23 protein-coding genes are annotated in these 21,719 nt (G+C 50.7%); 7 read left to right on the top strand and 16 right to left on the bottom strand.

All coding sequences use genetic code 11. The features are described from left to right. Positions 1–89 precede the first annotated feature (89 nt). Positions 90–533 carry a hypothetical protein gene (locus KNP85_RS05340; protein WP_214801858.1) on the top strand — a complete coding sequence of 148 codons (444 nt, stop codon included), beginning with the start codon at positions 90–92 and terminating at the stop codon, positions 531–533. 56 nt (positions 534–589) lie between these two features. Here the strand turns inward: KNP85_RS05340 and KNP85_RS05345 are convergent, their stop codons facing one another. From KNP85_RS05345 to KNP85_RS05365, 5 genes are all read right to left on the bottom strand, one after another. Then, the gene (locus KNP85_RS05345; RefSeq protein WP_214801861.1) at positions 590–1,957 is read right to left on the bottom strand and encodes an alkaline phosphatase; all 1,368 of its coding nucleotides are present in this window, start codon (positions 1,955–1,957) and stop codon (positions 590–592) included. Positions 1,958–2,131: 174 nt separating this feature from the next. After that, positions 2,132–2,782 (bottom strand): FusB/FusC family EF-G-binding protein, encoded by a 651-nt coding sequence (locus KNP85_RS05350; protein WP_214801864.1) that lies wholly within the window; start codon positions 2,780–2,782, stop codon positions 2,132–2,134. A 132-nt stretch (positions 2,783–2,914) separates the two neighbouring features. Further along, complete coding sequence (locus KNP85_RS05355; RefSeq protein WP_214801866.1) at positions 2,915–3,181, bottom strand: CD3324 family protein; 267 nt, start codon at positions 3,179–3,181, stop codon at positions 2,915–2,917. A 273-nt stretch (positions 3,182–3,454) separates the two neighbouring features. Further along, complete coding sequence (locus tag KNP85_RS05360) at positions 3,455–6,229, bottom strand: glycoside hydrolase family 3 C-terminal domain-containing protein (protein ID WP_214801869.1); 2,775 nt, start codon at positions 6,227–6,229, stop codon at positions 3,455–3,457. Then, positions 6,226–7,305 carry an alpha/beta hydrolase gene (locus KNP85_RS05365; RefSeq protein WP_214801872.1) on the bottom strand — a complete coding sequence of 360 codons (1,080 nt, stop codon included), beginning with the start codon at positions 7,303–7,305 and terminating at the stop codon, positions 6,226–6,228. Before KNP85_RS05365 ends, KNP85_RS05360 begins: the two co-directional genes overlap by 4 nt. A gap of 154 nt (positions 7,306–7,459) precedes the next feature. Between KNP85_RS05365 and solA the strand changes: the two genes are divergently transcribed. Next, the gene (solA, locus tag KNP85_RS05370; protein ID WP_214801875.1) at positions 7,460–8,599 is read left to right on the top strand and encodes an N-methyl-L-tryptophan oxidase; all 1,140 of its coding nucleotides are present in this window, start codon (positions 7,460–7,462) and stop codon (positions 8,597–8,599) included. A 99-nt stretch (positions 8,600–8,698) separates the two neighbouring features. After that, positions 8,699–10,144 (top strand): DEAD/DEAH box helicase, encoded by a 1,446-nt coding sequence (locus KNP85_RS05375; RefSeq protein ID WP_214801878.1) that lies wholly within the window; start codon positions 8,699–8,701, stop codon positions 10,142–10,144. Positions 10,145–10,475: 331 nt separating this feature from the next. Here KNP85_RS05375 and KNP85_RS05380 read toward each other — a convergent pair whose 3' ends face one another. After that, positions 10,476–11,669, bottom strand: coding sequence for a DUF4317 domain-containing protein (locus tag KNP85_RS05380; protein WP_214715369.1), 1,194 nt, complete (start codon positions 11,667–11,669; stop codon positions 10,476–10,478). A gap of 255 nt (positions 11,670–11,924) precedes the next feature. Between KNP85_RS05380 and KNP85_RS05385 the strand changes: the two genes are divergently transcribed. Beyond that, positions 11,925–12,557 carry an HNH endonuclease family protein gene (locus tag KNP85_RS05385; protein WP_021067884.1) on the top strand — a complete coding sequence of 211 codons (633 nt, stop codon included), beginning with the start codon at positions 11,925–11,927 and terminating at the stop codon, positions 12,555–12,557. Between the two features lie 18 nt (positions 12,558–12,575). After that, complete coding sequence (locus tag KNP85_RS05390; RefSeq protein ID WP_214801881.1) at positions 12,576–12,818, top strand: hypothetical protein; 243 nt, start codon at positions 12,576–12,578, stop codon at positions 12,816–12,818. A 29-nt stretch (positions 12,819–12,847) separates the two neighbouring features. On the opposite strand, the gene KNP85_RS05395 is transcribed toward KNP85_RS05390, so the two are convergent. Continuing rightward, positions 12,848–13,321 carry a peptide-methionine (S)-S-oxide reductase gene (locus KNP85_RS05395; RefSeq protein ID WP_131472104.1) on the bottom strand — a complete coding sequence of 158 codons (474 nt, stop codon included), beginning with the start codon at positions 13,319–13,321 and terminating at the stop codon, positions 12,848–12,850. 84 nt (positions 13,322–13,405) lie between these two features. Here KNP85_RS05395 and KNP85_RS05400 point away from each other — a divergent pair, with 84 nt between their 5' ends. Together KNP85_RS05400 and KNP85_RS05405 are read left to right on the top strand one after the other, a co-directional pair. Continuing rightward, positions 13,406–13,669 carry a hypothetical protein gene (locus KNP85_RS05400; RefSeq protein WP_214801884.1) on the top strand — a complete coding sequence of 88 codons (264 nt, stop codon included), beginning with the start codon at positions 13,406–13,408 and terminating at the stop codon, positions 13,667–13,669. 53 nt (positions 13,670–13,722) lie between these two features. Further along, positions 13,723–14,094, top strand: coding sequence for a VOC family protein (locus KNP85_RS05405; protein ID WP_214801887.1), 372 nt, complete (start codon positions 13,723–13,725; stop codon positions 14,092–14,094). Between the two features lie 49 nt (positions 14,095–14,143). On the opposite strand, the gene KNP85_RS05410 is transcribed toward KNP85_RS05405, so the two are convergent. From KNP85_RS05410 to KNP85_RS05450, 9 genes are all read right to left on the bottom strand, one after another. Then, positions 14,144–15,034, bottom strand: coding sequence for a hypothetical protein (locus KNP85_RS05410; protein ID WP_251136227.1), 891 nt, complete (start codon positions 15,032–15,034; stop codon positions 14,144–14,146). A gap of 30 nt (positions 15,035–15,064) precedes the next feature. Further along, positions 15,065–16,516 carry an MBOAT family O-acyltransferase gene (locus KNP85_RS05415; protein ID WP_214801893.1) on the bottom strand — a complete coding sequence of 484 codons (1,452 nt, stop codon included), beginning with the start codon at positions 16,514–16,516 and terminating at the stop codon, positions 15,065–15,067. 68 nt (positions 16,517–16,584) lie between these two features. Further along, positions 16,585–17,991: an AMP-binding protein gene (locus KNP85_RS05420; protein ID WP_214801896.1), complete on the bottom strand. Its 1,407-nt coding sequence runs from the start codon at positions 17,989–17,991 to the stop codon at positions 16,585–16,587. Continuing rightward, positions 17,991–18,233 (bottom strand): acyl carrier protein, encoded by a 243-nt coding sequence (locus tag KNP85_RS05425; RefSeq protein ID WP_021067876.1) that lies wholly within the window; start codon positions 18,231–18,233, stop codon positions 17,991–17,993. The genes KNP85_RS05420 and KNP85_RS05425 overlap by 1 nt, the downstream gene beginning before the upstream one ends. A gap of 217 nt (positions 18,234–18,450) precedes the next feature. Further along, positions 18,451–19,053: a DUF4230 domain-containing protein gene (locus KNP85_RS05430; protein ID WP_214801899.1), complete on the bottom strand. Its 603-nt coding sequence runs from the start codon at positions 19,051–19,053 to the stop codon at positions 18,451–18,453. A 118-nt stretch (positions 19,054–19,171) separates the two neighbouring features. Then, positions 19,172–19,510, bottom strand: a complete 339-nt coding sequence (locus tag KNP85_RS05435; RefSeq protein WP_214801904.1) for a hypothetical protein — start codon at positions 19,508–19,510, stop codon at positions 19,172–19,174. 177 nt (positions 19,511–19,687) lie between these two features. Next, a complete protein-coding gene (rlmH, locus tag KNP85_RS05440) occupies positions 19,688–20,167 on the bottom strand; it encodes a 23S rRNA (pseudouridine(1915)-N(3))-methyltransferase RlmH (protein ID WP_029596433.1) in 480 nt (159 codons plus the stop codon). Positions 20,168–20,250: 83 nt separating this feature from the next. Next, positions 20,251–20,412, bottom strand: coding sequence for a CxxH/CxxC protein (locus KNP85_RS05445; protein ID WP_021067873.1), 162 nt, complete (start codon positions 20,410–20,412; stop codon positions 20,251–20,253). 37 nt (positions 20,413–20,449) lie between these two features. After that, positions 20,450–21,718, bottom strand: a complete 1,269-nt coding sequence (locus tag KNP85_RS05450; RefSeq protein ID WP_214801906.1) for a S1C family serine protease — start codon at positions 21,716–21,718, stop codon at positions 20,450–20,452. Between the last annotated feature and the right edge of the window lies 1 nt (position 21,719).

Genomic DNA, 21,719 nt, shown 5'->3' on the forward strand with positions numbered 1-21,719 from the left:
TTTGGTCGTGATACCATGTATACGAGTATTTACCCAACTATGGTTCAGTTCATTGTATTTTTCTGTACTGATCGTTGAGAGGAGTTTTTATGAACAGTCAAGTTTCAATCGAAGTGGATCTCGACTCTTTAATTTATGAGACACATATCATCGGCAATATTGCCTTCGTCATCGATGCTTATGCTTATTTCCCGGGACAAGGATGGTCTGATTTCGTCGCCGTCGTCTTGAACTGGTGGATTGCTAATGCCCGCGCCCTCTTATTCGCCCCATTGCATGAGACATACTCGTTTCAATTCATGGACGGCCCGATTCGGATAGCCACTAAAAAGGTGACCGCCACAGAAGTTGAGCTCACCTTTGTAGAAGATGGTCATGCTAAGACGCCTATGGGGACTGTATCGCTTGAGGAATTGAAAGATGCCCTCATCAAAGCGACACGTCAGTTCATCAATACCGTGGATCGACTCGGCTGGAGAAACGAGGACGTCGAGACGTTGCGACACACAATCAAAGTGCTACATACAAGCTAAATCCAACTAAAAAGACGACGCGGCAACTGTCCGCGTCGTCTATAAATCCAATTTTATTATTTGATTTTCCCACGATTTTCTAACAGCTCAAAAATGCGAGCGGCTTGATCCGTGTTATCGATCATGCCCGTGAACTGCTCTTTTTGAGGACCGTACGCATAGACCGGCACGTCGTCCCCAGTGTGACCGTCCGTCGTCCAACCAGTCCCTGAGCGGACGTCGAAGATTTTTTCAATCGCATTGTCAATCTTCGTCACGTCTTTTGTCTCGGCAGCTTGCTGGACCGATTTGATTTCCGCATCCGTCAAGTCGAGGTCGATCCATTCGTTCAAGACGGCTTCGACGTCTTTTCCTGACTCGATTTGTTTCGCCATGAAGTCCGGCGTGCGTTTCGCGGCTTGGATTGGAGCCGCATCCCAGTTATAGTTGCCGTCCGAGCCAATCGAGAAGCCACCTGTCGAGTGATCGGCCGTGACGATGACCAACGTCTCTCCGTTCTCTTTCGCGAACTCCTCGACTTTCTTGAACGCATTCTCGAAGTCTTTCATCTCACTCATCGCGCCGACAACATCGTTGTCATGACCGGCCCAGTCGATTTGACTGCCTTCGACCATCAAGAAGAATCCATCTTCGTCGTCCTGTAAGCGGTCGAGCGCCGACGTCGTCATATCGGCCAGGCTCGGTTGGCTGTCGTCCCGGTCGATCATCTTATCGAGTCCGACCTCGGCGAATAGACCGAGTACTTGTGGATTCTTGTCCTGCTTCATCTCTTCCGCCGATTTCACATAGCTATATCCATCTTGTTGGAACTGTTTCGCGATATTGCGGTCCGAGCGTTCGAAGAAGTCGGTCCCGCCGCCCAACATGACGTCGATTTTATGTTCCCCATTAATCAACTCATCATAATAATCGTTAGCGATGGCGTTCTCACTCTTGCGCTCTTCTTCGTGGGCACCGTACGATGCCGGTGTCGCATGCGTGATTTCAGACGTTGCGACGATTCCCGTCGACATGCCGTTCTCTTTTGCCTGCTCGAGGACGGTTTTCACATCCGTCTTATCGTTATCGACTGCGATGGCATTGTTATACGTCTTCACCCCGGCGCTCATCGCCGTGGCCGCTGCCGCTGAGTCCGTCACGTTCTCTTCTTCATCTTCAGGATATGTCGACTGTAATCCGACCAAGTGAGGGTCGAATGCCGTCTGTGGCATATCTGCCCCTTCTGTATCGTTCATATAGCGGAGTGCCGTCGTATATGGTACGCCCATCCCGTCACCAATCATGAAGATGACGTTTTTCGCCTTGCCGTTCTTTCCTTCTTTCGCCTGTACTTCGGCCTCGTTTTGTTGCATCCCAATCAACCCACCAAATGCAAGTGTCGACACGACCGCCAATGGAATCACTTTTTTCATCGATTTCTTCATTTCCTTAGTCCCTCCCGAATATGTACTGCGTTTCTAGACTTTTGTAGACTAAAGGAAATTTGTTAAGAAGCTTTTTCAACACCGAGTCAATCCTGTATATGTTTTGTAAAGACAACAAAGTGCGCTTGGTTTTAAGCTCCACAAAAAAGAATCGACGCATGGTCGATTCTCCGTTTACTCTTTCAACGCCGTTTCGACGAACGTCATCAAGGCGTCAAGATTCGTCATGTTCTCGTTGCATGAGGCATTGTCTGTACAGATATACGTCCCAATCGCTTTATAATAGTCAGGATTTTTAGCTTGTTTCGCCTTTGTGACGGTGACGCAATACGAGACTTCTGCTAACTGATTACAGAAGGCGCAAATATTTCGCTTCGTATTCGCGCTTGCCTTGCATTCAATTCCAATCAGCTGATGATTTTTCTCGCAAAGGATATATTTCCGATTGGAACGCAAGTCGTTCCAGCTCAGATAGGAGATTCGATTCATATTAAGATTCGCTTCGTCTGGAAGCCTCAGTTTTTTCTGTTTTGGAAACATTTTTTTCACTTGCTGTTCCGACACTTGCGGAAACGACCGGACGTGAGGTCTTAACTCATCTATAAACCCATCATAGGCTTCGTCGGTTTGTAACTTTGATACGTCCAACATAGAAAGCCGAGCTGGTGTCGCTTCAGGAAACAGAAAAGCAATTTTGGCATTGGCCAAATCGATGACGGCTTTTAACACGGAAGGTGGTAAGCTTTTCTTTCGACTATCTCGAATCATCTCGACTTGCTCTCGAATGAAATTAAATTGGTGGTTCTCAATAAAACGCTCTTGCATATTCAGTCATCCTTTCTCAATCCTGACTCCCTTCAGTGTAAAGGATTTCGGACGACCCGATTGTACCGACTTTGAATTAGAACTGTTCTATACAAAAACGGTACAGTCGCAAAAAATGCGCTGTACCGCTAGTTACTGTGAAGAGTAGACGATTTTCCGAATGGTCGTGACCGCTAAATGATAGTCAGCGGCCAACTGCTCGACCCGAGTCCCCTTCTCAAAGGATGTTCGAATCGCTTCATTCCGTTTTTCAAGCAGCTGTTTCCCACCACTGACTGTTCCCCAGCGCTTCTTGTCTTGACCAGTCCGTGGGACGTAAAGCGTCTCCCCTTGGACGTATCGTTGAACTTCCTGAAGCAATTTCTCCGGAAGAATCTGTTGCGCATTTACATACTTCATTTCTGCTCGCTCCTTATTAAGAATCCGACAATAAGGAAGCAAAGCCATCGTTGTCACACGATTTAGCGATCAAATGAAACGTTCTGCCCCATGCAAACGATCGCCCTTGTGACAACTGGCTTTGCATGAGTGATTGAAGACTTAGAAAATCTCAAACGATTTTCCACGTATATGCGCCCCCCTTTCCAATCACAAGATGTTGACTCCATTATACAAAATAGCACGTGATGTGTGAAAGGCGGCCAGCCGTATACAATGAAGCAATCAAGTTCATCAGCCGTTTTTCATGCTGAACGAGTCCGCGAGCGTAAACGTGATGTCTTTCACGTCGAGACCGCCGAGTGCGAAATAGAGTTGCAAGTAGTTATGTTGATTCAGGAAGAATACTTGCTTCGTCTGCGTCACCCATTCGCCGTCCGTTCCGTTGAACGTGAACGTCGGGCCCGGGATGTTGTTGGCGAACAACGTCACCGGCATCTGGGCAAGTTCGCCCGCGTCCGATTTCGCCGTGATCGTCACGTCGTACGTGCCTGTCTCATCGACCGAGACGGCAAAGACGTGCGTGTTTCCCGTCGATGTGTCCGCATCACTCAAGCTGACGGCCTCACCGCTCTCCAGGTGGCAATACATCACATCAAAGTCGATAGCCTGTCCGGCTTCCTCGTCGAGCCCGATCACGTCGACCGAACCGTCGTGGACACCGACGAGACGTTCCATCGCCGGTGACTGCAAGACGAAACGACAGATGTTCGCCGCACTACGGAGCAGTTCACCGCGCGTGAGCGACCCGGCCGCGAGCGCCGCGCCCGTGTTATCGTCGAACGAGTTCGTGTCCGGACGGTCGACGACCATATACAAGTCGTTCTGCGACTGGACCATCGCCGCCGTGTTCTGACGGTTCGCCGGCTCGTTTTCATGGTGATTCACTTTCGCCCACCAGTCGGTCATGACGATACCGTCAAAGCCCCACTCGTCGCGGAGGACGCGTGTGTTCTGATCATAAAGCCCGGCCGTCCAGACGCCGTTGACGGCGCCGTACGTCGTCATGATTGACTTCGCCTTGCCTTCTTTGACGGCCATCTCGAACCCTTTCAAGTAAATCTCGCGTAGCGCCCGCTCCGAGACGATTGAATCGATATCGTGACGGTGCGCCTCTTGGTTATTGGCGCTGAAGTGTTTGAGCGTTCCCGTCACGCCGACGCGATGCATCCCGTTCAATTGAGCGATCGCCATCTTGCCGGTCACGTGCGGGTCTTCCGAGAAGTACTCGAAGTTCCGGCCGTTCAGCGGGTTGCGGTGGATGTTCATCCCAGGTCCGAGGAGCGTATCGACGCGATTCTTGCGCATCTCGAGCCCCGTCATCTCGAACAAGTCTTCCACCAATTGAACGTTGAACGTCGACGCGAGGAGTGTCCCGTTCGGAAGCGCGAACGCCTTCGTCCCGATGTCCATCCGGATGCCGGACGGGCCGTCCGCACAGCATGCGGCCGGGATACCGAGGTCGGTCAAACGGTCCGACACGCCACCGAACGCGGCGGCTGTCCCCGGTGTCACGCGCGGCGAGTTCATGCCTTGTCCCCGGACGATGCAGGCGAGATCCTCATCCGTCAATTGATCGAGGAACTCATCGAGCTCGACCTTGCCGGCGTAAACGTCCTTCAGTGTGATGCCGTTGTCACCGGCGTAGTCGCGCGTGACCGGACGTTCGGCGAGGTAACGTGCCTCGACATCGAGCGCACGGAGCGGCGTCGGTACGTACTCGACCAAATAGCCATGCTCGCCGAGGACTGGTTTGAGTCGGTCGAACGGAGTGACCGGGGCCATGTTCTCGCTGAGTGTCTCGACGACTTGTTGAGAATCCACTTCATACGTGAACACCGGTCGTGCCGAGCGCACGTCGGTCCCGAGGTGAAGCTCGTATGTGCCGGCCTCGAGAACGAAGCTTGACGCGTGCCCAGTCGCGCCGTTGTCGTCATAGCTCGCGAAGTCCGTGACCGGGACGCTGAGTGTGAGCGTCGTCCGTTCCCCCGGTGCGAGTCTGTCCGTCTTATCGAAAGCGACGAGCGAACGCGCTGGATTCCCTAGCGCGCCTTGTGGCTTTTCGACGTACAGCTGGACAACTTCTTTTCCTTCAACAGCGCCTGTGTTCGTCACATCAACGGTCACCGTGATCACGCCGTCCTGTTCGCTCGCCGTCGCGACGTCGGTCGTGAACGTCGTATACGACAAGCCGAACCCGAACGGATAGAGCACTGAATCCTTAGCGAACGTCTCGAAATAGCGGTACCCGACATAGATGTCTTCTTGATAGATGCCCTTGTCCGCATGTCCGAAGTTTTTCGTCGATGGGTAGCCCTCAATCGATTTGGCGATCGTATCGGTCAACTTACCAGATGGCGTGACAGCACCCGTCAAGACGTCGACGAGTCCGGTCCCCCCTTCCATTCCACCCTGCCACGTATAAAGGATTGCGCTCGGTTGGTGTGCCCAGTCCATGTCGATGATATTGCCGACGTTCAAGACGACAGCCGTCTTCGTGAATGTTTTTGATACCTTCTCAATCAATGCCTGCTCGATGTCCGTCAACAAATAGCTGCCCGGGTCGGCCGTGTTGTCCCGGTCCTCACCGGCCGTGCGTCCGATGAAGATGAGCGCCAAATCAGAAGCCCCGGCCGCTTCCGCGACGAGCTCGTCCGTCACTTCCATCTCCGGCTGCGACCACGGTTCTCCGGCCCAGCCGACACCTTGGTCGAACGGGTTCGCCTCGACCCACGTCTCATACGTCTCAAGAAGCGATGCATTCAATTGAACCCCTTCGGTCGCCTGAAGCGCCTCGAGCGGACTCGTCACATGCGAGACGTTGACCATCCCGCCTGACCCCGTGCCGCTCTTGTAGTAGTTGAATTGGCTGCGTCCGAACACAGAAACGGTCGTCTCTGCTTGAATCGGAAGCGTCGCGTGCTCGTTCTTCAAGAGGACGGCCCCTTCTGCGACGGCTGTCCGCGCCAATTGTTTATATGTATCCCAGTTCAATGTGTAAGTCTTCATCGTGTCATCTCCTTCATTCCATTTGCGATTTCAATCATGCAGTCTTCGGCTTGCGGGTAGTCACCGAGCTTGTCCATAAAAGCGTGGTCCATCCCGCGGTATTGAATCAGTCGCGTCGGTACGCCGTCGCGTGCGAGTTTCCGCGCGTACGCCTCACCTTCGAGACGAAGATAATCGTATTCGGCCGTGATGATCAAAGCGGGCGGTAAGCCAGTCACATCATCCGCGAACAACGGCGACACGAGCGGGTCGGTCAGTTCGGCCTTGCCTTGTAGATAGATTTGGTTCAACAAGTCTTCTGAATCTCCGAGTGCCCTCACGACGCCACGTATCAAGTCATGATGATGTTTGATCTCATAGTGGTCGAGTGTCCATGCGTAATCATCTGTCGGAATCGATCCCAGATTGACGACCGGATAAACGAGCGCCTGGAAACGAATCATGCTCGTCTTGTTTGATCGGTCGAGTAAGCAACAAGCGGTCGCCAAGTTGCCGCCGGCACTGTCGCCGGCGACGGCGATGCGATACTGCCGCACGTTCAACTCTTCAGCCTGATCGTATACCCATTCAACCGCTCGGAAACAGTCGTTCAGCCCGGCCGGAAACGGATGCTCCGGCGCGAGCCGATAATCGACCGAGACGACGAGGGCGTTCGCTGTCTCGGCGAGCAGTTTACACGGGTTCTCGACCGTATCGAGCGTCCCTCCGAAGAAGCCGCCGCCGTGAAAGAACAGAATGGCCGGTAACGTCTCATCCGTGCGCGGTCGATACAGGCGCGCCGGGATGTCACCGTCAGCGCTCGGAATCATAACGTGGTCTGTCGTGATGTCCATCGTCGTCACGTCACGGTTGGGCCAACCCATGCTGGCACGGGCAGACGCCAAGTCGAATGACGTTTCCGGCTCGGATGCGGCATAGCCTTTGATGACGGCTAACACCCGTGGATCGAGGTCTCCGGTCACATCAGTGTCTGGGATAGGTTTGATGATGGTCTCGACACCGTCTATTGTGTGGGCTTGTCGAGCTGTCTCAAGCTTTGCTACCAATACACGATACGTCTCACGTGGATTCAACATGATATGTAGTCCCCTTTTCATAGGCAAAATTGACACGTAGATTCAATTCCCTGATTCCTTACTGTTTCGCCCTACTCAACAAGAAAAAATTGACAATTATCCAGCTTTTCCATACCATTCTACTAATACTCCAGTAGAAAGGATCGATGTCCATATGTCACAACCAGTACGATATGACGTCGCTGTCATCGGCGCCGGCACGATGGGCATGTCAGCTGCCTCGTTTTTAACGGAACGCGGTGCCCATACGCTTGTCATCGATGCGTTCGACCCGCCTCATAACAAAGGCAGCCATCACGGAGACACCCGGATGATCCGCCATGCCTACGGGGAAGGTCGTGCGTATGTCTCACTCGTCAAACGGGCCCAAAAATTATGGGAAGATCTCGACCGTACGTCGCAGTATCCGATTTTCAAGAAAACGGGTGTCCTCGGTATCGGGCCACGCGATTCGGCGTTTCTCGATGAGACGATTGCCTCGGCCGAAAAGTATAACTTGCCGCTCCAGCTTTTGTCTAAACGAGACATCGAGACACGTTGGCCCGGACTCTCGATTCCAGACGACTATATCGGTTGTTATGAGACCGAGTCGGGACTGCTCTACAGCGAGAATGCGATTCGAGCGTATCGCGAGCGGGCCTCCGCAAATGGCGCCGAGCTCGTGATGAACACGCCCGTCAAGTCGCTTTCCTTCAATTCGGACGGGGTCACCCTCGTCACGTCCGAGGCGACGTTTTACGCTAAGAAAGTGATTGTCACAGTCGGAGCCTGGGCGAAACAACTGCTCCCCGACCTATCGCTCCCGCTTCAACCGACCCGGAAAGTCGTCGGCTGGTTCGACGCGGACGAGACACTTTATTCGGATGCGACGTTCCCGTCGTTCTTCGTCGAGGACAGTGACCGGATGTTCTATGGATTTCCAAGTCTTGACGGGGCTGGACTCAAAGTCGGACGGACTGACGGCGGTCAGGCCATCGACCCGAACCTACATACGCAAAACTTTGGACACTTCGAGTCAGATGAAGGCGACTTGCGCCAGTTTCTCTCGACCTATATGCCAGAGGCGAACGGCCACTTGAATCAAGGCAAAACGTGCCTGTACACGATGTCGGATGATCATGATTTCATCGTCGATTTTCATCCCGAGCATCCCAATGTTCTCATCGCCTGTGGCTTCTCCGGTCACGGTTTCAAGTTCGGCAGTGTCATGGGCGAAGTGTTGAGCCAACTCACGCTAGACGGACAGACACCGTTCGATTTGAGTCGCTTTCGTCTTGACCGTTTTCGTGCATGAACGACGAACCGCTTCGTTTCGTGTATAATGAAGCGTAATCCAAATTGCTAATGAAAATTTCTCGAATAGAAGTTTCTTACACGAAAAAGAGGTAAACCTATGAATCAACCACGCTTTTCAGACTATCGCCTGAGCGAAGACATCCAACGCGCGCTCGGCATCATGAAATACGAATCACCGACCGAAGTCCAACAGAAAGTCATCCCGCTCGCCCTCGAGCGCCAAGACTTGGTCGTCAAAGCCCAAACCGGAAGCGGGAAGACCGCAGCGTTCGGCATCCCGGTCACAGAACTCATCGAATGGGAAGAGAACAAGCCGCAAGTGCTGATTCTCACACCGACGCGCGAACTTGCCGTCCAAGTCCGTGAGGATATGACAAACATCGGTCGTTTCAAACGCATCAAGGCGACCGCCGTCTACGGGAAAGAACCGTTCTCGAAGCAACGTGAAGAATTGAAGCAGAAGACGCACATCGTCGTCGGGACACCGGGACGCGTCATGGACCACATCGAACGTGAGACACTCGTTCTCGATAAAATCGATTACTTGATTATCGATGAGGCCGACGAGATGTTGAACCGTGGCTTCCTCGCTGACGTCGAGGCGATCCTCCAAGAATTGCCACGCGACCGTGTGACGATGGTGTTCTCGGCGACGTTCCCGAACGATATCGAGCGCCTGTGCCAGAAACACATGAACGAACCAATCCGTGTCGCCATAGAATCGAGCGGTGTCACCGCTTCGACGATCGAACACGGCTTGATTGAAGTGCGCCGAGAAGACAAGCTCGCTGTGCTGAAAGATGTGACGGTCGTCGAGAATCCGGACAGCTGCCTCATCTTCTGTCGGACGAAAGAACATGTCGACACGGTTTACACCGAGCTCGATCAGGCCGGTTACTCGTGCGAACGCCTCCACGGTGGCCTTGAGCAAGAAGACCGTTTCGCCGTCATGGAAGGGTTCAAGATGGGCAACTTCCGTTATCTCGTCGCGACCGACGTCGCAGCACGTGGAATCGACGTCGATAACGTCAACCTCGTCATCAACTATGACGTGCCGATGGAAAAAGAGAGCTACGTGCACCGGACCGGACGCACAGGCCGTGCCGGCAACGCCGGAAAAGCGATCACGCTCGCGACGCCGCATGAAGGCAAGTTCGTTCGCGCCATCGAAGCGTTCATCAAGTTCGATATCCCGGAGATGGATGCACCGACTGAAAGAGAAGTCGCGCGCAACCAAGCCGCATTCGAAGAGAAGTTGAGCGGTCGACGTGTCGTTCGCAACAACAAGACGGCCCGGATCAACCAAGACATCATGAAGCTTCACTTCAGCGGCGGGAAGAAGAAAAAACTCCGCGCCGTCGACTTCGTCGGTACAATCGCCAAAATTCCTGGCGTGTCGGCTGACGATATCGGCATCATCACGATCAACGACCAGATGACGTACGTCGACATTTTGAACGGCAAAGGCTCACTCGTCCTTCAGGCGATGGAATCGACACCGATTAAAGGTAAAAAGCTAAAAGTTAGTAAAGCCCATAAATAAACAATCCAGGTTTCGGAGAGGAAGATCTCTCCGGGCCTTTTTTGTGTTTAACCAACATTACCGAAAGCGCTTTCGATAAACTTTAAAAAAATAAAACTTATCGAGAGAACGCTTTCAAGAGCATCATACCGATAACCGTTCCGAAATTCAACTATCCTCACGTGATTGACAAAAAAAGGCTCAGACGATTGTCTGAACCTCAGTCTTCCAAATGAAGAAAATCAATCTTGTCCTCTCGAATCGAACGATGTCTCTACAGGAGGACAGCAAGGGCGGTCATCCGCTCAACGATTTCTAACGGGTGAACCCGCTCGCCTCCGTCCGCTTAGCGTCAGTCGAGCAGTTCTTCCGAGATCAACTTGAATCCTTCGATTTCCGTGTCTTCTTCTAGTTCAATCAACAGGCAACGTTTCCCTTTCACGTTCACTTGTCTCACGTACTTCAAGTCTTGCGGGCTGATTGAGATATTGGCGACTTTCGTATTGATTTTAATCGATTTCGACGTGTATTTCGGGACGACGCTGCTCGCCTTCATCTCATATTGGCGGTCGTCGACGACTTGTTGGAACGCCTGCTCGACCTTCTCCGTCGTCACGTCCTCGACACCGCTCGCTTTCAAGACGATTTCGACAGTGCGGGCGTCAATCATCGGCACGCTCTCTTCCTCGTCCTCACGCTCCGCTTCGGCGAGGATCATTTGGTTGATTTCATCGTAAACGGTAGCGAGCGTCCCCACGTTCACTTCTTCGCCGATGACGGTTTTGACGACTTCCTCGAACATCGCCTTCTCCTCGACCGCCGTCACAATCTCGGTCCCGTTCAAGACGTTCTCGATAAAGCCAAAGTCCGGTTGATGAGCCTTTTGCGCGGCGTACAAGATATGGTTGACGTCGGCCGCGTTGTCCGTGAAGCACGGGAACATGAAACCACCAATCGGGGCATCGAGTTTGATGACGGGATTGATGAAGATATTCGACTTGAACTCCCGCTCGATATAGTCGAACACGAGCGACTGTTTCGGGAGCTCGGTCTGATTGATGCTGCATAGGATGAATCGTGACGTCCACACCTCGTCGCGCATATCGATTTCTGTCTCCTCAGAATGACGACGTGTCGGCTTATTGTATTTGAAGCGAATGAACGTGACGACCATATCTTTCTCAAACGGTGCCTCCTGGACCATCTTGAGCGCGATCCGCTGCATCATACCGGCCCATTCTTCGATATCGTCGGTCCGAAGTGCCTCATACAACAACGTCTGCGTATGGTCGGTCTGGCCCGGCTCCGGATGTTGAAACTTCACTTCGAACAACTTCTCGTCGATTTTGCCGCCGAGCACTTTCTTGAAGTTGGCGAGAAACAGCTCTTGGTGCTCCTGTTCGACAAACGGGAACGAGCGTAACTCCTCGTAAAAAATCTCGTTGCTGTCTTGGCGAATATAAATATTATAAATGTCAGCGATTTTGACCGCTTCCGCATTCAACTTGAAATGCTTGCGAATCGCCGCGATGTCTTTTTGATTCATTCATCCCAACTCCTTCGTCCTTTACTACAAACCGCCTTCATTATACCAATAGTTGGTGCCTGCGCGTATGCCGGTAGTGCTAAAGCCGGGACGTCTGATGTCATGTATCATGTCCCTGACCTCAACTTTTATAATCTTTGGATTCATTTTTTGTAAATTTGCGTATTTCTCACTTCCTTGCCATGTATAGTCGATGTGCATCGTGCGTTTACGATGCGCGTCGTTCAGTCGTCATACATAATAGGAGGCACAAACATGCTTAAAAAATGCATCAGTTCGTTATTCGCCATCATCTTGGTCGCCACGTCGCTCCACTTCACGACGCCGACCGCCTCGGCACTTCCGCCCAATATTCCATCGAAATCGAGTGCGCTCACGAAGTTGAACGCATTGACCGTTAAAACTGAAGGAACGATGACCGGCTATAGCCGTGACCTGTTCCCGCACTGGAGCGGACAAGGGAACGGCTGCGACACGCGTCAAGTTGTCTTGAAACGTGACGCCGATTCGTACGTCGGTGACTGTCCGGTCACATCAGGGTCATGGTACAGTTACTATGACGGCATCACGTTCACGTCACCATCTGATTTGGATATCGACCACGTCGTACCGTTGGCCGAAGCGTGGCGTTCAGGTGCCAACAGCTGGACGACGACGAAACGTCAAAGCTTCGCCAACGATTTGACCGGACCACAGCTGATTGCCGTCTCGGCCAGCTCGAACCGTTCAAAAGGGGACCAAGACCCGTCAACATGGCAACCGACACGCACCGGTGCACGTTGCGCTTATGCGAAGATGTGGGTCGAGACGAAGAGCCGCTGGGGTCTCAGCCTCCAATCGACAGAAAAGACGGCCCTTCAAACGGCCATCAATGCTTGCGTCTATTGATTCAGAAAGGAGTCTACGATGAACCAGCAATCTTCAGTATTTAAAGCCACTCACGGCGTCATGACCGAGGAAGTCGGCGTCATCAGTGGAGATCTTGAATTACGGACGACATGCCAGGAAGACGGCACGCTCGAGCTCGCCATCACGTACGTCGGTGCGGCCGAGTGGTACACATTGCCCGGGAAAGACTACAAACTGCATGACGTGAGCGACCACGAGGTCGTGCATCGCTTGCTCGTGAACGTCCTCGAGCGGGCATAACAAATGAGCCGACACGGCATCGTGTCGGCTCATTGTTTGTACTTCTCTAATAATGTCTTCGGGATATGGCAGTAATCGTCCGGACATCGCTCAAGCCGGTCTTGATGCTCGTCCGCGCTTCGGACGTAGTTCGTGAGCGGCAATACCTCGACCGCGATTCGGTCCGCATCGCTTCGGTTGTCGATCAATGTGCGTGCGACTTCCAAATGGCGTGGGTCTGCACTATAGACGCCGGTCCGATACTTTTCGCCGACATCTTCGCCTTGGCGATTGACGCTATACGGGTCGATGATTTCAAATAAGTAATTCATCAACTCCTTCATCGTGACGACGCTCGGATCGAACGTCGTTTTGACGCATTCGGCGTAGCCGTCATATGCTCCGTCAAGCGTATCCGTCGCTCCGTTCGCCCGTCCGGCCTCTGTTTCGATGACACCGGGTAACGTCTTGATGAACGCTTGGACGCCCCAGAGGCAGCCACCTGCTAAATAAACGGTTTCGATCAGTCTCACTCCTTGTCTGTCAGGTTTAGGCAATTCTAGTTATACTATCGTTATACATGATTATATCCAAAAAGGAGCACCATTTTGAAAACAATCAGACTCGCTCTTCTTCTATCCGCAGCACTCCATGTGATTTATGTTGTCGCCACGTTCGGAATCGGCTTCATCCGCACGCTCAATTATACACCCGACATCATCGCCGAAGCGGATAACGTCACCATGCTTCAAAACGAGGTGACCATCGGGACGACTGGGTCGCCATTGATTTACGTCTTCACATGGATTGGCCTAGCCATCGTTCTGGCGCTCGGGATGTTCACCGTTCAACGAATTCGCAAAACGCGTTAACCAAGAATACATGCGTTACACGGTTACAGATGCCACTTTAGGAGGGATATCGTTTGAATCTTATTCAGCAAATCAGACAAATCTACGTACCGGTGCACGACTTGGATCGCGCGGTACGTTTCTACCGGGACACGCTTCAACTTCCGCTCTTATTCCAAACAGGCAGTCTCGCCTTTCTAGAATGCAACGGCGTTCGGCTCATGTTGTCGCGTCCCGAGAATGAAGATTTTGCAAAAGCGAGCTCCGTGCTATATCTCCAAGTGAACAACATCACTGAGGCGTATGAACAGCTTTTGGCGAAAGATGTTCAGTTTATCGACCAGCCGCACCTCGTCGCGAAAATGGAGAACCTCGAGACATGGATGGCTTTTTTCAAAGACTCCGAGGGTAACACGCATGCGTTGATGAACGAGATTGTTTCGTAATAGGAGCAATACGAAAAAGGAAATCTACGCTGCTGTAGATTTCCTTTTCTTATAGATAGCCAAGTCGTTTCAAATCCTCATAGACGAGAGAAGATAGGAGCGTTCTCCCCTTCCCGTTCAAATGGTCTGGATTGTGAAAGTACTCGCGCTGATGGATGAACCGTTCGTCATCCATATAGTTTAAGAACGGGACGTCCAACTCGAGCACGGCCAGATGTTGATAAACGAGTCGGTCCATGACCGCTTGATCAAAATAGGCGTTGTAGGATGCGTGGACCGGCTCCATCGCCAACACGACGCGATAGTCTTTCGCCTGACAATACTCGATGATGTCTTTCAATCGTTCCATATTCTGCTCGATGTCACGATTTTCCACAGCCTGTTTATACTGCGCTTCGACCATCTCGTATTTTCGTTCCGAATAATTCTGGCCATTGTTCACCCACGGTTTATGAGACTCCCATCTGAAATCGCGAATTTCTCGCGACAGCGCCGTATACACGCTCCCACTGTTCAATGCAGGAATCGACGTGTACGTATAATAATCAAACGTACTGACCGGTTCGATGTCTTCCCGGTCCAACACCTGATAATAGTTTTCTTTCCGGCCAATCTCCGCATTACTAAACGTGATTTGCGAGAGCGAGACGATGACGACCCCACCCGGACGCAGATGATCATCATACTGCTTCAACATCTTCAAGTCGTATTCAATCGTTTGGCTCGGCAACGCTAAATCGAGATGCGACAGACCGAGCGGTTTGAACGCATAGCCGAACATCGCGTGCGATGTCCCCAAGTTGATAATGTCTAGCTCGGACGGGTCATCTTGGAACGCCAACACACCGCGGTTGTTATTGTACGCCCACGACTGTTTGACAAAGTCGTTGAGCGGAATCAATAAGAGCGCAACGATAATCAACACCACTGAAATTTTCATCCATACACTTCTCATAGCCATTCCTTTCACTTAGAACCCACCATAAATGAACCCTTCACTCGACACGCCGAACACCAAGACCGACACAATCACGAACAGTTGAATTGCCACGTTCGTGAGAGCCGAACGCTCGGCCAGCCAGTCCCAAGCCGAACCTTTCGTCCGTTCGATATACTGAAACACCTGAACGGTCGTAAAGAAGAAGAGGAACACGAGTAAATCGAGTAACGAAAATAATTCAAGTGCCTGCAGCATGTCGACCGGTGCCCATGACGAAGGTGTCACATACAACTGGGCATGGTGAAACGCTTGGGCGACCGAGTCAGATACGAAAAAGACGCGGGAGAAACAAACCAACTGGAACGTGACCGCAATCTTCAGCCATTTATGAAGCTCGGGCGTCCGGTCCAATCGAACGAAGGACGCCATCTGTTCCCGCTGATGTTTCGTCGCATCCCCGAACACGCGGTACAGGCCATGAATCAGACCCCATAAGACGAAACTCCAGGCGGCCCCGTGCCAGATGCCGCTCACCAAGAACGTGATGACGATAGCGACATAGATTTGATGTCGTTTCTTTTTCCCTTTGCAGAGCGGGATAAAGATATAATCCCGGAGCCACGTCGACAGCGAGATGTGCCATCGGTTCCAAAAGTCGGCAATTGATACCGCGAAATGAGGCTGTCGGAAGTTCTCCGTCAACTTGATGCCAAATAGTCTCGCTGTCCCGATGGCGATATCGCTGCAGGCTGAAAAGTCGGCATACAATTGAAGCGAGAACAGCATCGTCCCGAGCACGATTTCGGAGCCGGTCGGGTCTGGCTGACTGAACACGCTCGCGACCATCGGCGCCAACCGGTCGGCGATGAGCGTCTTCTTGAAGAAGCCCCAGGCAATCCGCTTCATTCCATAACTGACATGCTCATAGTCGAACCGTTGTTCCGCTTTGAATTGAGGTAGCAACTTCTTGGCCCGCTCAATCGGTCCCGCCACGAGCTGCGGGAAGAAAGCGAAGTAAATCGAGAAATAGCCGTAATGGCGCTCGGCCTTCAGCTTCCCTCGATACAAATCAACGAGATAACTGATGGCCTGGAACGTATAAAACGATATCGCCAGCGGCAAGACGACATCTCGATACGGGATGTCATAGTTCCACCCCATCGATGTCGCCACCGTGCGCAACGAGTCGTTCACGAAGTTAAAATATTTGAACCAGCCGAGGAACAATACCAGCGTGGAGACACCAATCATCATGAGGCGTTTCTTCTGTCGCTTCTCGTCTTGTCGTTCAATCAGGATTCCCGTGACGAACGTAAAGGCTGTACTCACGAGCAACAACGGGATGAACTGGATACTGAGCGTCGCATAAAACAAATAACTGGCCGCCAGTAACAATACCCAGCGGAAGTGATGCGGCACCACATAATATACCGCCACTAAAATGGCGAGAAACAGTAAAAACTCGATTGAAATAAACGTCATATCTTCACCTGATTATTCTAAACTTATACAGCTTTCAACAAAGGCTTCACTTGCACCCGCTTATTGGTTCAGGTGGTGACGAGCTCTCGTTTCGGTAATGCGGCATACAGAATTTTTCCAGATTCGTTCCGGGGAATGGCATCGATTTGTAGAATCGTGACCCCTCTTGTATGCATCATGTCCTTGATGACTTGTTTGATGGCGGGACGGTCATCGTGCAACGTGTACACGTACAGCTCATCATCCGTTCCCGTACAGACACACTCATGTCCGTGTGCTCGTAACAGGTCCTCCACTTCATCGAGGCTAATCCGGTTCCCATGCATCTTAATCATCCGCTTGATGCGGCCGACGATAAAGAAATAGCCGTCTTCATCCATATACGCCAAATCACCCGTCTGCAGGACGCCCTCGTTCTCATCTCCGCTCGCGAGATCGGATAACGCCTCGGCATACCCGAGCGACACGTTTACTCCCTGATACATCAACTCTCCGACGATGTTCGGGGAAGAAATACGTTCACCTGCTTCATTTCGAAGTGTCAATTCACCGCCTGGGATGGTGATACCGATGCTACCCGCCTTCTCCCGATTCTGGTCAGGAGGCAAATACGACATGCGTGCCGTCGCTTCCGTTTGACCATACATCATGAAAAACTGAATGCCTTTTCGTTCGCAGATGTCGGTAAACGCACTCGCTAAATCCGGACTCAATTTTCCTCCGGCTTGCGTCAGTTTCGTCAAACTCGGTAGCTCCATCGTCTCGAACTTGAGCCGGTGCAGCATCTCGTAGACGAACGGCACACCGCCGAACGTCGTCACATGCTGATTGCGGCATAACTGCCAAAATTCTTTCTGCATGACGGACGCTTCCGTCACCACGATGGTCGCCCCGGACACGAGGTGGCTGTTGATAATCGATAGGCCGTACGAATAGTTCATCGGCAACGTCGTGATTGGACGGTCGTCTTCATTGATATTTAAGTACGACACGATCGATGCTGCGTTGTGGAACAGGTTGTCGTAGCTGAGCCGTACCAGCTTCGGACTGCCCGTACTGCCGGACGTCGTCAACAGGAGCGCGAGCTCGTCATGAAGTTCATGCTCAATCACATGAGGACATTCAAATAGCGCATAGTCCCCATATTCGTAAGTCGTGTCCATCTCCTGCATTAATTGCTCATGCTCCCGATTCGCCCAAATGTGCGTCGGTCGATAGCGGTCAATTAAGTTCTGCAGCTGTTCCGAATGAATCGCTGCATCCAACAGGAATGGCACGATGCGTCCGCGCAGGAACCCGACGTAGCCGAAGAGTGACTCTTTATTGTTAGCACACAAACAAAAGACGAGCGTTCGATCGCCGACCTCACGCGCAATCGCGTCGGCCGCCTCAATCATCTCTTCGTAGGAATACGCACGATTCGCATAAATGGCGGTGCGTTCTCCATACTGACCAATCGTATCGAAGCGTTTCATTAACCGAAGTCCACACCCAAGCGTTTCAATAAGTCGATGCCAGACTGATACGTGTTGAAATCTGTGATCACATCGGAATCGAGATCGACGTCAAAAGCGTCCTCGAGCTCCGCAATCAATGTCATGTGGCCAATCGAATCCCACTCTTTCGTGACACCGAGCTTCATTTCTTCGAATGACGCGTCTGGCTCGACATCGAGTCCGTTGATAAAGGCTGTTTTATATAATTCGATATTGTTCATTGGATGAATTCTCCCCCATTTTAGATAATTGATAATGATAATCATTTGCTATGTGATTTTATCACATCGGTTTTTTGACGGCAATACGACATCGGATCATTCATTTTTCTAACTAATTTACTCAATTCTAAAAATATGAGGCTAGATTTTGAGTACATCAGCGAATTTTAAAAAGAATTGAGTCATCAATAATCGATGACTCAATTCTTTGATCTATTCAATAAAATTCGATGGTAACATTCTCATATCCATTAGAGTTCAAAAATGAAATCAACAATTTTTCCGTTGCTTTGTCTGCTTCTTTTAAAAAGCCTTGACTTACTTTCTTCTCTTCAACTTTTTCTTTATCCTTTGTAATCTCGTCCATAATCGTTTGGGAAGGGTAGTCAGAAAAAATGTTTCCTTTGATGTCTGTTACTTTAGTATTCTCCGTTTCAGCAACGTTATCGAGAATTTTAGACTTTGGCACTTGCACCAACATACTTTCATCTTTGTCATCGTAAGATAATTTAATATTGCTAAAGTCAGTTCCGGCTTTCAAATATCCGGAATACTCGATTAGTTTGATTGCTTCAGCGAATTTGATGTCCGATAATCCTATTAAAGAGACCTCTCTATTAGTGCGACTCACAATGACATGGCTATATTCATATTTCAATGTTGCTAGCTCTGACAACTCTACAATCCTATCTTGAACTAAAGCTGTATCTGAACTCTTATTAGTTGTGAATTCAAACGGTTTGAATTGAAATAAAATAATTGCGCCAACCATCACAGTTCCTAATACTAGAATCAGACTTGATATCATCAGCTTTTTCACAGTCGCATCCCCTTAAAAAATATGTAATTTTTATCCTTGGATTTATTATACGTTTTTATCTTTTATTTAATAATATAAATTTCGATAAATTAAAATAGATTATTAAATTACCTCCATACTAAAAAGACCACCTGTGATCTTCTGGTAAACAGTCATCGCACAGCAGTTTCCCTTCGAAAGTTGCTCCATTACACAACTGTAACAATGGATCACTTTTTTCTCTATCTGTTATCCAACGTCCACAAGTTGAGCATTTTCCACAATTCATTGAAACTGAATCTAAGACAACCGTGGAGGAACTTTCCCATTCCACATTCACTTCATTCGTACCTATTCTGATTTTTTGATCATGACACAGCTCATTCGCAATTTGATCAATCATCCCAAAATCTTTACGTACTTCCGTTTCGTCTACTTCCACCAAAAAAGATGCATTGATTAAAACTGTTTTTTTCAAAGTTAACTCTCCTTCCAATCATTCAATTCATGCGAGTTTTAATCAAAGTAGGTACTTGATTTTCAATGCTCTTAAACTTTTTCAATATGATTAGCATTCGGTAGCCGAAAACATTTACCTGCACAAAAAGCGTCAAAGACAGAAGCTGCCTTTGACGCTAAACAAATATATATGTGGTTACTTATGATAAGGCTCATTCCGGTTGATCCGGTACGCCCGATAAATCTGCTCACACAAGACGAGCTTCATCAATTGATGCGGGAACGTCATCTTCGAGAATGAGATTGTATCATCTGAGCGTTTCATGACGTCATCCGATAAGCCGAGCGAGCCACCGATGACGAAGGCGATTTTGCTCTTGCCGTACGTTGCGAGTTGATCGAGCTCACGGGCGAACTCTTCGCTCGTTCGTTGTTTGGCGTCGATGGCCAAGGCAATCACATGCGTGTCCGGACTGATTTTCGCCAAAATCCGCTCGCCTTCTTTTTGTTTTACTAGAATCATGTCCGCTTCACTCAAATGCTCGGGTGCTTTCTCGTCTGCGACCTCGATTTCCTGCACTTTCGCATAGGCCGACAAACGTTTTGTGTACTCGGCAATCCCTAGTTTCAAATACTTCTCTTTTAGTTTGCCGACCGTGATAATTGAAATATTCATCCAATTCTTCCTTTTTCCACAGTTTTTTTGGAGTTATCCATAGGGTTATCCACAGAGTTATCCACAAATCCACATGTTGATAATCATTTTTTGCTTGACACAACATATGTTGCGTCGGCATCGCAGAACTCACATGTCACTTGTCCACTTGTGGATAGTTCTTCGAGCAACGGGTATTCCCCCGTCTCATCGACAATAATATCTAAAGCGATTTCAACATGTTCCTTGCATACTTTTTTTTCCACAATGTTTCCTCCTTAAAAAAGAAGCGTCGCCGCTCCTTTAGGTTGCTTCAGTTAATGTGGCCTCGGTCTTGCTTGCCTTGCCGCGTCGCGTATATTCAATCGTGACCTTATCCCCAACCGTGGCGTCTCGGTACAGGGCGTCTCGCAAATCGACGTAACGTTTGATGTCGCGGTCGCCGATTTTGACGATGACGTCACCGACGCGGAGGCCCGCCTCTTCGGCTGGACTGCCGGGCGTAATTGCCTCGACGAACACCCCGTCTTCGTTATCAAAACTAATCCCATACTCTTCCCTGACGTTACCCGGTACGGCGATGACTTCTTGAATCGTGACACCGAGCTGGGCCCGCGTCACTTCCCCATCACGCTCGAGCATATCGATGACCGGCAACGCGACGTTGACGGGAATCGAGAAGCCGACCCCTTCGACGCTCGCCTCGGCGATTTTCATCGAGTTGATGCCGACGAGCTCGCCGCGGATGTTGATGAGTGCCCCGCCGGAGTTACCCGGATTGATGGCTGCATCGGTCTGGATGACCTCGGCGTTATAATCCATGAGGCCGTCACTGTTCGTATCGACCGGCACGGTGCGTTCGACACCACTGACGATACCACGGGTGACCGAGTTTGAAAAGACGCCGAGCGGATTCCCAATCGCCATGACGGTCTCGCCTGCCTGGAGCACGGTCGAGTCCCCGAGTGCAATCGGGGCGACGTCGATATTGGCCGGCAGTTTGACCGATGCGACGGCCAAATCGTTGAGCGGGTCTTCTCCGAGAATCGTCGCCGACGCGACTTGTCCGTCAGAAAACGCGACGTTGATCTCATCCGCTTCTTCGATGACGTGGAAGTTCGTGACGATATACGCCGTGTCGCCGTCGACCTTATAGATGACACCAGAGCCCGCTCCGGCCTCCCACTGCGAGTCCGAGGTGAACGCCCGCTGGATGTTCGTAATACTGACGACGGACGTCTTAGCGCCCGTCACAGCGCTCGTGATGTCGGATTCCGTGACGGTTACGGCTTGTTCCGTCCGAATCAGTTCATTCGTCACAAAACGAGAGGTTGGGGAATCCCAGAGCATCATCGCCAAAAAGAACAAAGCCGCTCCTAAGAATCCGCCAACCCCTCCGAGTAACAACGGTTTTAAATTCACTCGCGGCTTATGGCGCACATGTTCTTCTTGCTTCGGGCGCCACTCGCTACGAGATGGGTACGTCGGTTTTACATCGTTCATTGTATCTGCTTCGTGCTCTAAAGGTTCGACGTCTTGAGGTTCATACTCATGGTGTCTCTCTTCATTCACG

It is taken from the genome of Exiguobacterium sp. s194 (assembly GCF_018618275.1).
Classification (GTDB): domain Bacteria; phylum Bacillota; class Bacilli; order Exiguobacteriales; family Exiguobacteriaceae; genus Exiguobacterium; species Exiguobacterium chiriqhucha.

Excerpts from the sequence above, each read along its gene's own strand:
- rlmH (WP_029596433.1), bottom strand. The coding sequence starts at position 20,167 with ATGAATATTTCAATTATCACGGTCGGCAAACTAAAAGAGAAGTATTTG.
- solA (WP_214801875.1), top strand. The coding sequence starts at position 7,460 with ATGTCACAACCAGTACGATATGACGTCGCTGTCATCGGCGCCGGCACG.
- KNP85_RS05380 (WP_214715369.1), bottom strand. The coding sequence starts at position 11,669 with ATGAATCAAAAAGACATCGCGGCGATTCGCAAGCATTTCAAGTTGAAT.
- KNP85_RS05375 (WP_214801878.1), top strand. The coding sequence starts at position 8,699 with ATGAATCAACCACGCTTTTCAGACTATCGCCTGAGCGAAGACATCCAA.
- KNP85_RS05350 (WP_214801864.1), bottom strand. The coding sequence starts at position 2,782 with ATGCAAGAGCGTTTTATTGAGAACCACCAATTTAATTTCATTCGAGAG.
- KNP85_RS05365 (WP_214801872.1), bottom strand. The coding sequence starts at position 7,305 with ATGTTGAATCCACGTGAGACGTATCGTGTATTGGTAGCAAAGCTTGAG.
- KNP85_RS05425 (WP_021067876.1), bottom strand. The coding sequence starts at position 18,233 with ATGAACAATATCGAATTATATAAAACAGCCTTTATCAACGGACTCGAT.
- KNP85_RS05340 (WP_214801858.1), top strand. The coding sequence starts at position 90 with ATGAACAGTCAAGTTTCAATCGAAGTGGATCTCGACTCTTTAATTTAT.
- KNP85_RS05385 (WP_021067884.1), top strand. The coding sequence starts at position 11,925 with ATGCTTAAAAAATGCATCAGTTCGTTATTCGCCATCATCTTGGTCGCC.
- KNP85_RS05355 (WP_214801866.1), bottom strand. The coding sequence starts at position 3,181 with ATGAAGTATGTAAATGCGCAACAGATTCTTCCGGAGAAATTGCTTCAG.
- KNP85_RS05420 (WP_214801896.1), bottom strand. The coding sequence starts at position 17,991 with ATGAAACGCTTCGATACGATTGGTCAGTATGGAGAACGCACCGCCATT.
- KNP85_RS05345 (WP_214801861.1), bottom strand. The coding sequence starts at position 1,957 with ATGAAGAAATCGATGAAAAAAGTGATTCCATTGGCGGTCGTGTCGACA.
- KNP85_RS05360 (WP_214801869.1), bottom strand. The coding sequence starts at position 6,229 with ATGAAGACTTACACATTGAACTGGGATACATATAAACAATTGGCGCGG.
- KNP85_RS05410 (WP_251136227.1), bottom strand. The coding sequence starts at position 15,034 with ATGAAAATTTCAGTGGTGTTGATTATCGTTGCGCTCTTATTGATTCCG.
- KNP85_RS05390 (WP_214801881.1), top strand. The coding sequence starts at position 12,576 with ATGAACCAGCAATCTTCAGTATTTAAAGCCACTCACGGCGTCATGACC.
- KNP85_RS05415 (WP_214801893.1), bottom strand. The coding sequence starts at position 16,516 with ATGACGTTTATTTCAATCGAGTTTTTACTGTTTCTCGCCATTTTAGTG.